The 8,343-nt window shown below is 45.1% G+C and carries 9 protein-coding genes; 6 read left to right on the top strand and 3 right to left on the bottom strand.

The window, feature by feature from the left end; all coding sequences use genetic code 11:
- Window positions 1-153: 153 nt before the first annotated feature.
- Window positions 154-996: a hypothetical protein gene (locus HX884_RS24370; RefSeq protein ID WP_249743989.1), complete on the top strand. Its 843-nt coding sequence runs from the start codon at window positions 154-156 to the stop codon at window positions 994-996.
- A 38-nt stretch (window positions 997-1,034) separates the two neighbouring features.
- On the opposite strand, the gene HX884_RS24365 is transcribed toward HX884_RS24370, so the two are convergent.
- Entirely contained in the window at window positions 1,035-1,619 is a 585-nt protein-coding gene (locus HX884_RS24365; protein WP_040126191.1) for a mobilization protein MobX, read from the bottom strand.
- Between the two features lie 12 nt (window positions 1,620-1,631).
- A complete protein-coding gene (gene mobA / locus HX884_RS24360; RefSeq protein ID WP_178328924.1) occupies window positions 1,632-2,729 on the bottom strand; it encodes a mobilization protein MobA in 1,098 nt (365 codons plus the stop codon).
- 163 nt (window positions 2,730-2,892) lie between these two features.
- Here mobA and traD point away from each other — a divergent pair, with 163 nt between their 5' ends.
- The 5 genes from traD to HX884_RS24335 all read left to right on the top strand — a co-directional run bounded on the left by traD (window position 2,893) and on the right by HX884_RS24335 (window position 6,170).
- Window positions 2,893-3,360, top strand: coding sequence for a conjugal transfer protein TraD (gene traD, locus HX884_RS24355; protein ID WP_064645523.1), 468 nt, complete (start codon window positions 2,893-2,895; stop codon window positions 3,358-3,360).
- A gap of 594 nt (window positions 3,361-3,954) precedes the next feature.
- Entirely contained in the window at window positions 3,955-4,905 is a 951-nt protein-coding gene (locus HX884_RS24350) for a replication initiation protein (protein ID WP_034167667.1), read from the top strand.
- Window positions 4,906-4,912: 7 nt separating this feature from the next.
- On the top strand, window positions 4,913-5,326 hold the full coding sequence (locus HX884_RS24345) for a hypothetical protein (protein ID WP_001229901.1): 414 nt from the start codon (window positions 4,913-4,915) through the stop codon (window positions 5,324-5,326).
- Window positions 5,327-5,572: 246 nt separating this feature from the next.
- Window positions 5,573-5,890 (top strand): type II toxin-antitoxin system RelE/ParE family toxin, encoded by a 318-nt coding sequence (locus HX884_RS24340; protein ID WP_040113353.1) that lies wholly within the window; start codon window positions 5,573-5,575, stop codon window positions 5,888-5,890.
- Window positions 5,883-6,170 (top strand): helix-turn-helix transcriptional regulator, encoded by a 288-nt coding sequence (locus tag HX884_RS24335; RefSeq protein WP_172691904.1) that lies wholly within the window; start codon window positions 5,883-5,885, stop codon window positions 6,168-6,170. The genes HX884_RS24340 and HX884_RS24335 overlap by 8 nt, the downstream gene beginning before the upstream one ends.
- Before the next feature lie 337 nt (window positions 6,171-6,507).
- Here the strand turns inward: HX884_RS24335 and HX884_RS24330 are convergent, their stop codons facing one another.
- Complete coding sequence (locus HX884_RS24330) at window positions 6,508-8,133, bottom strand: phosphoethanolamine--lipid A transferase MCR-4.3 (protein ID WP_011638903.1); 1,626 nt, start codon at window positions 8,131-8,133, stop codon at window positions 6,508-6,510.
- Window positions 8,134-8,343: the final 210 nt, after the last annotated feature.

The following is an 8,343-nucleotide window of genomic DNA, read 5'->3' as shown; positions in this document are numbered from 1 at the left end:
CACATATCCCCATTGGGCTGGGCGCACATTCTACTGACTGGCGAATATCTTTGGCCCAAGGAACCGAAAGCTTAGGGTGTCATTTCGCCCTCAGCCGGAACCGACCCCAACCTGACGGGGGCAACGGCTGGCATCACAAAGTCAGAACCCTTGGTGCTGGACGCGCGTTTTTACCGCAAGGCGATGCAGAGGATCAGCTTCTACGCGCTGGATAACCTGCAACGCTTTTTCCCAAAACTGACCGGCATCCGTGAGTTCATCCACAGTGACGCCTACCTTGGCAGGCTGAAAATCACCGTCACCGTACCGCAGTCACTGGATTTTTCCACCGTACCGGCAAAAGAGAAACTGCACCTGCTGGAAACCGTTCTGCTGCGTATCTCAGAGAACGTGCGCCGTAATGACCAGAAGGTGAAAGGCACGTACCGCTTTATCAGCCAGCCAGTGAAAGAGGTGATTAAAGACTACAGCCTGCACATTGACCCGTCGGTCATTATTAACCAGAAAATCACCGCCGCACCCACCATCGGTAAAAGATGGTACGTGTACGATAACGCGATACTGAATCAGCTTGAGCACCGTCTGGTGAAAACGCTGGAAGGTTTTATGCCGAAGCTCAGAGCACGTTACGACGATATTTACGTGCTGCGTAACGACGAGCAGTCAACGCGCTTTAAGCTCACGGAGTTCGGCGGCGTGCGCGGCTTTATGCCGGACTTCATCATGATACTGACGCGCCATGCGGATAATGCTTACTGGCAGGTCTTCCTTGAGCCGAAAGGGGATGACCGTCTGCTGGATGACGCATGGAAAGAGCGGATGCTCGAAACCCTGAATGACAGGGAGCGCATTGTGATTGATGAAAATGAGGACGTCAGGCTGGTCGGAATTAAATTCTTTGCCAACAGTCAGATGGACGCCTTCGTCAGCGACATGCAAAACCGGCTGAATGAGGGCGAATCGCTGGAAACCGCTTCGCTCTCCCTGCCGCTGTAATTCACGACAACAATAACGGCGCAATGTGCGCCGTTATGTTATTTTTTGATAATCATCCAGGTATTCTCTTTATCACCATACGTAGCTCGGGTGTCCACCTTAACGCAGGGCTTTCCGTCACAACGCGATATATCAGCCAGCGGGGCTTTCTTCTGCCAGACCGCTTCCATCCGTTGCATTTCAGCAATCTGGCTGTACCCGTCATTCATAAACCACGTAAATGCCGTCACGCAGGCAACCATGACGAAAAATATCGTCAGCACGAGATAAATCGCGGATTTCCACGTATAGCGCGACATCTCGCGTCGCATTTCATGGATCATCGCCTTCGCCGTATCGGTAGCCTGATTAAGCGCTTCTGTCGCCGGTTTCTGCTGTGCTAATCCGGCTTGTTTCAGCTCTTTCTCAACCTGAATGAGCGCGGCATGAACAGATTGCCTGACGGTTTCAGTCATATTACCGGACGCGCTGTCCAGCTCACGAATGAGCCTGCTCAGCGTGTCACTCTGCTGCTGTAATTGTGCTGAGGCGTCCTGAAACTGCTCAGTCAGAGAGGTAACACGCTTTTCCAGCGCCTGATGATGCCCGATGAGGGCAGCGATTTGTTTAATGTCGTCGCTCATGAAAAATCCTGTCTATCGTGAAAATGACCAGCCTTTATCCGGCTTCTGTCGTGTCTGTTCGGCGAGTCTCTGCTGTTCTTTCTCCTGCTGACGCTGTTTTTCTGCCAGTCGCTCCATTTCCTGATGTATCCCCTGAAACTCCGCCATTGTCTCGTTCACAAGGGACTGAAGGTCGATTTCGTCCTGTACGTCCTTCAGCGCATCACTGACCAGTGCGTTCAGCTTCTCCGGCTCTTTCTCAAAATCGAAAACCCTGCCGGAAGTGTCTTCCTGCGCAGGTTCAGGCTTCTGCTCTTGTTTTATCGTCAGGTTATCCCGCTCGCTGATGGCTTCCCGTAGCGAGGTGGTCACGTCAATCACACTGTCACGTTCATCACGAGACTGCTCCGCCTGCCTTTCAGCGTCCCTGCGCTCAAGGATGGCCTGTAACTGCGCAGTATCGAACCGCTGAACCTGACCCGCGCCCAGATGCCGCTCAGGCTCACGGTCAATGCCCTGCGCCTTCAGGGAACGGGAATCAACCCGGTCAGCGTGCTGATACCGTTCAAGGTGCTTATTCTGGAGGTCAGCCCAGCGTTCCCGCTGGGCAACAAGGTATTCTTTGCGTTCGGTCGGTGTTTCCCCGAAACGTGCCTTTTTTGCGCCACCGCGCTCCGGCTCTTTGGTGTTAGCCCGTTTAAAATACTGCTCAGGGTCACGGTGAATACCGTCATTAATGCGTTCAGAGAACATGATATGGGCGTGGGGCTGCTCGCCACCGGCTATCGCTGCTTTCGGATTATGGATAGCGAACTGATAGGCATGGCGGTCGCCAATTTCCTGTTGGACAAAATCGCGGACAAGCTCAAGACGTTGTTCGGGTTTTAACTCACGCGGCAGGGCAATCTCGATTTCACGGTAGGTACAGCCGTTGGCACGTTCAGACGTGTCAGCGGCTTTCCAGAACTCGGACGGTTTATGCGCTGCCCACGCAGGCATATTGCCGGACTCCTTATGCTCAAGGTCGGAGTCTTTTTCACGGGCATACTTTCCATCACGCGAAATGTAATCGGCATGGGGAGAGGCACTGCCTTTCCCGCCGGTTTTTACGCAGAGATGATAAGATGCCATCGTGTTTTATCCCGCTGAAGGCGCGCACCGTTTCTGAACAAAGTGAAGAAACGTCTAAGTGCGCACTGATAATAAAAAGCTTATCAGTGATTCTACCTGCATTTGACCTCGGCCGCCATTCCTGACCATAATTTCCACATCAACATTCAGAGGATAAATGGGCATGAATAAAAGCGAAAAACAGGAAAAATGGGCAGCAGACAGAGTGCAGTACATTCGCGGCTTAAAGTCGCCGAATGAACAGCAGAAACTCATGCTGATACTGACGGATAAAGCGGATAAAACAGCGCAGGATATCAAAACGCTGTCCTTGCTGATGAAGGCTGAACAGGCAGCAGAAAAAGCGCAGGAAGCCAGAGCAAAAGTCATGAATCTGATACAGGCCGAAAAACGGGCAGAAGCCAGAGCCGCCCGTAAAGCCCGTGACCATGCGCTGTACCAGTCAGCCGGACTGCTTATCCTGGCGGGTCTGGTTGACAGCCAGACGGGGAAGCCTGTTGATGATACCGCTGCCTTGCTGGGTGCATTAGCCAGTCTGAATGACCTGTCGAGGGATAATCCGAAGTGGTCAGACTGGAAAATCAGAGGTCAGGAACTGCTGAACAGCAAGAAGTCTGACAGCTCTGCATAGCAGACCTGCCATAAAACGCCCTGAGAAGCCCGTGACGGGCTTTTCTTGTGTCATGGGTAGATTTCCTCGTGTGAGTCCATGAAAAGCGCCTGTAGCATCATTTACCCCCATTCCCTGCCAGAGCCGTGAGCGTAGCGAACTGAATGTCACGAAAAAGACAGCGACTCAGGTGTCTGATGGTCGGAGACGAAAGGAATATTCAGCGATTTGCCCGAGCTTGCGAGGGTGCTACTTAAGCCTTTAGGGTTTTAAGGTCTGTTTTGTAGAGGAGCAAACAGCGTTTGCGACATCCTTTTGTAATACTGCGGAACTGACTAAAGTAGTGAGTTATACACAGGGCTGGGATCTATTCTTTTTATCTTTTTTTATTCTTTCTTTATTCTATAAATTATAACCACTTGAATATAAACAAAAAAAACACACAAAGGTCTAGCGGAATTTACAGAGGGTCTAGCAGAATTTACAAGTTTTCCAGCAAAGGTCTAGCAGAATTTACAGATACCCACAACTCAAAGGAAAAGGACTAGTAATTATCATTGACTAGCCCATCTCAATTGGTATAGTGATTAAAATCACCTAGACCAATTGAGATGTATGTCTGAATTAGTTGTTTTCAAAGCAAATGAACTAGCGATTAGTCGCTATGACTTAACGGAGCATGAAACCAAGCTAATTTTATGCTGTGTGGCACTACTCAACCCCACGATTGAAAACCCTACAAGGAAAGAACGGACGGTATCGTTCACTTATAACCAATACGCTCAGATGATGAACATCAGTAGGGAAAATGCTTATGGTGTATTAGCTAAAGCAACCAGAGAGCTGATGACGAGAACTGTGGAAATCAGGAATCCTTTGGTTAAAGGCTTTGAGATTTTCCAGTGGACAAACTATGCCAAGTTCTCAAGCGAAAAATTAGAATTAGTTTTTAGTGAAGAGATATTGCCTTATCTTTTCCAGTTAAAAAAATTCATAAAATATAATCTGGAACATGTTAAGTCTTTTGAAAACAAATACTCTATGAGGATTTATGAGTGGTTATTAAAAGAACTAACACAAAAGAAAACTCACAAGGCAAATATAGAGATTAGCCTTGATGAATTTAAGTTCATGTTAATGCTTGAAAATAACTACCATGAGTTTAAAAGGCTTAACCAATGGGTTTTGAAACCAATAAGTAAAGATTTAAACACTTACAGCAATATGAAATTGGTGGTTGATAAGCGAGGCCGCCCGACTGATACGTTGATTTTCCAAGTTGAACTAGATAGACAAATGGATCTCGTAACCGAACTTGAGAACAACCAGATAAAAATGAATGGTGACAAAATACCAACAACCATTACATCAGATTCCCACCTACATAACGGACTAAGAAAAACACTACACGATGCTTTAACTGCAAAAATTCAGCTCACCAGTTTTGAGGCAAAATTTTTGAGTGACATGCAAAGTAAGTATGATCTCAATGGTTCGTTCTCATGGCTCACGCAAAAACAACGAACCACACTAGAGAACATACTGGCTAAATACGGAAGGATCTGAGGTTCTTATGGCTCTTGTATCTATCAGTGAAGCATCAAGACTAACAAACAAAAGTAGAACAACTGTTCACCGTTACATATCAAAGGGAAAACTGTCCATATGCACAGATGAAAACGGTGTAAAAAAGATAGATACATCAGAGCTTTTACGAGTTTTTGGTGCATTCAAAGCTGTTCACCATGAACAGATCGACAATGTAACAGATGAACAGCATGTAACACCTAATAGAACAGGTGAAACCAGTAAAACAAAGCAACTAGAACATGAAATTGAACACCTGAGACAACTTGTTACAGCTCAACAGTCACACATAGACAGCCTGAAACAGGCGATGCTGCTTATCGAATCAAAGCTGCCGACAACACGGGAGCCAGTGACGCCTCCCGTGGGGAAAAAATCATGGCAATTCTGGAAGAAATAGCGTTTTCAGCCGGCAAACCGACTGAAACCGGATCTGCGATTCTGATAACAAGTCGGCAACACCAAAACAGCCAGTTTGCGAGCGGAAAAAAACGCACTTTTGGACGTTCCGGCGGGTTTCAGGGGTGAGTACCAGGTCAGTGGTGCGCGCAAGATCGCTTATGTTAAATACAGCAGAAAAACCATAAAATTACCCTATAACGCAAATTGCTTTTTATGCTAATATTTCGCAATGGAGGGCGAACCAGTGTTTAACGTCATATTGCACGATGATGTACCAAATGAGCTGGCTGGCTTACCGCCAGTAGTCAGAGCGAAGATGATTCGCCTGATTGATAAACTTAAAACCAACGCTACTGCATTACGAGAGCCAGATAGCAAACCACTCCGGGATGGATTATTTGAGTTAAGGACGATGGGGACGGATATTGCCAGAGGTCTTTATGTTTATCAGAAAGGCAGGAATATCTATCTACTTAGAGTCTTTATTAAAAAGACTCAGAAAACCCCATCGGGTGAAATATCTATGGCCTTTGAACGTCTTAAGGAGATGCTAAATGAGTAAAGTTAAAGGTATCGCTTGGGAGCATGTTAGGAATGAATTGATGTCTAATCCTGAGGTTCAAGCAGCCTATGAAGCAGAGGAGCGCAAGGAAAGACTTCAAGCTATGCTCGCTGAATGGCGTCATCACGCAGGATTAACAAGAGCCCAGGTGGCAGAACGCATGGGTGTTACTCCACCTACCGTTTCTCGCATGGAATCTAATGTGATTAAGGCTAGCATTGAAACACTGGCTCGATACGCAAGAGCATGCGGTGTTAAGCACCCTCAGATCACGTTGTAATTTTCAAGGCCGCTTTAAGCAGCCTTTTGATGCGTGCAAGATCGCTTATGTTGAACAAGGAGTTTTTTTGCAAAAAACCATCATTTCACACATATGAGATAATCCTAAGGGATATAAATAGGCTAATTTTGCCCAACGCGCCAAAAATGTAAAGTTAGCATTTACAGCTTGTAAGCCATTGTTCTAGTTTCACAACGGCAAATTGATGTTAAGTCTAAAAGACCGTGATAACTCATTGTGGAAGATTGAGAGCTAAATGTAACAATAGAGGACATTGTTAGTCCAAGATTTAAGGGGTGAATATGTCACCCCTAAGATAAAACATTTACAGCCATATCTAATACCTGCAAGGTGCAAAAATATCGAGTTGGCTCTGATAGACGGTGGTTTTTACATTCATAAGTCCTAGCAAACTGTCGAACAAATTGTCGTGGGAAAAGCCGCCCTGTTCTGCTCGCTGTGCAACACAAGTCATGTTCAACTGATTATCTTGGCTAAAGTCATTAGATACCCAAGCCAGCATTGGTACGCTAGTTTGTTCTTTCGGTGCAATACTATAGGGCGCACCATGTAAATACATGCCCTTTTCACCCAAAGACTCACCATGGTCAGAGAGATACAGCATTGCAGTATCGAACATATCCTGCTTACCTTTTAATTTATTCACCACTTCACTGAGAATAAAATCCGTATATAGAATAGTGTTGTCGTAGGTGTTAATCAGTTCTTCTTGACTGCAATTTTGAATATCACTGCGCGGACAATCCGGTATAAATTTACGATGCTCTGGCGGGTATCTAAGATAATAAGTTGGTCCATGACTACCAATGATATGCAAAAAAATTACTGTATCTTGACTTGGTGCTACTGCCAGAATTTTATCTAATTTGTTGAGCAATACTTGGTCAAAACAATATTGGCCAGAACACAGCTTCGGATCACTCTTCAAATCTATCGTGAGATTTTCAACCTGATCACACACACCTTTACAGCCAGAATCATTATCAAACCACTGTACTTTTATACCACTATGACTTAACACATCAATCACTGTGTCTTGAGCATTAGCACGGCGAGGATCATAGTCTGCCCGCCCCATTCGTGAAAACATACAGGGTAGAGACACCGCCGTGGCCGTGCCGCATGAGCTAGTATCGTTAAACGCAATCAGCCCCTGATTTTGGGTATGAGCATTGGTTGGCTTGTTATATCCATAATATTGATAGCTCATTGAGCGCGCAGTTTCACCCACAACAAACACTAATAAGTTAGGTTTAGTGTTCGGGTTACGACTGGCATTCTTCGCATCTAGGCCAAGTTGTTGGTATTCCATGGGCGTCTGCAAATAGTGCTCATTGAGATATTTAGATGCACTACTGACAAAATAGGTAGGGACAATGTAACGCCTTAACTCACTGTTGTTTCGACCAAATGCAGCATAATCTTGATAGTAAAAAAAGGCGACTATCCCAATGCCAACGAACATTAGCAGCATAAAGGCTAATTTATGCAATAACTCCTTAAAAAAGGGCTGATAATGAATATCGGCCTTATAAATAAGATATGACGGTAATAGCCCAGTCAGCAGTAGATTGGTAATTGATGCAAGATTTACATACATCAATGCTTCAGCAGGATGTGTTTGAAACGTGTTTTCTATCATGCCGTAGTCAAACACGACATTGTATTGATAGGCTGCAAAAAATACACTTGAGGAAAGTAACGTCAATACGATAAAAAAGGGCTTCAGCAGGTATTTGACGGTAAAAATTGAAAACAAAAAACTCAGCGCAAATGTTAAAAATAGCGGCATAGATGCGATGAAAAGGGGATCAACTTCTGGTTGTTTTTCAATTCCTTTTCGCACTATACCAAAGAGCGGTAGATTGAAAATGGCAACATAAAACAACGCAGTGATGAAAGTGAATTGGTTAACCGATAACGTCTTAAATCTAGAAATCACAAAAACCCCTTTTTTGCTAAAAAAAACAATACTAGCTTGACCTCATTAAAATAACCTTATGATTAAAAGGTTATTTTAATGAGTCACCAACAAACTTAACAGATAAGACCGTTTTAGGTGAATTGAGCCCAATTCACCTAAAAGTTACATGTAAAGGAAGGTGCGAACAAGTCCCTGATATGAGATCATGTTTGTCATCTGGAGCCATGG

This window comes from Enterobacter sp. SECR19-1250, assembly GCF_013391025.1.
GTDB lineage: Bacteria > Pseudomonadota > Gammaproteobacteria > Enterobacterales > Enterobacteriaceae > Enterobacter > Enterobacter cloacae.
The sequence above is the reverse complement of the archived record's forward strand: the minus strand, read 5'-3'. Positions and strand labels throughout refer to the sequence as shown.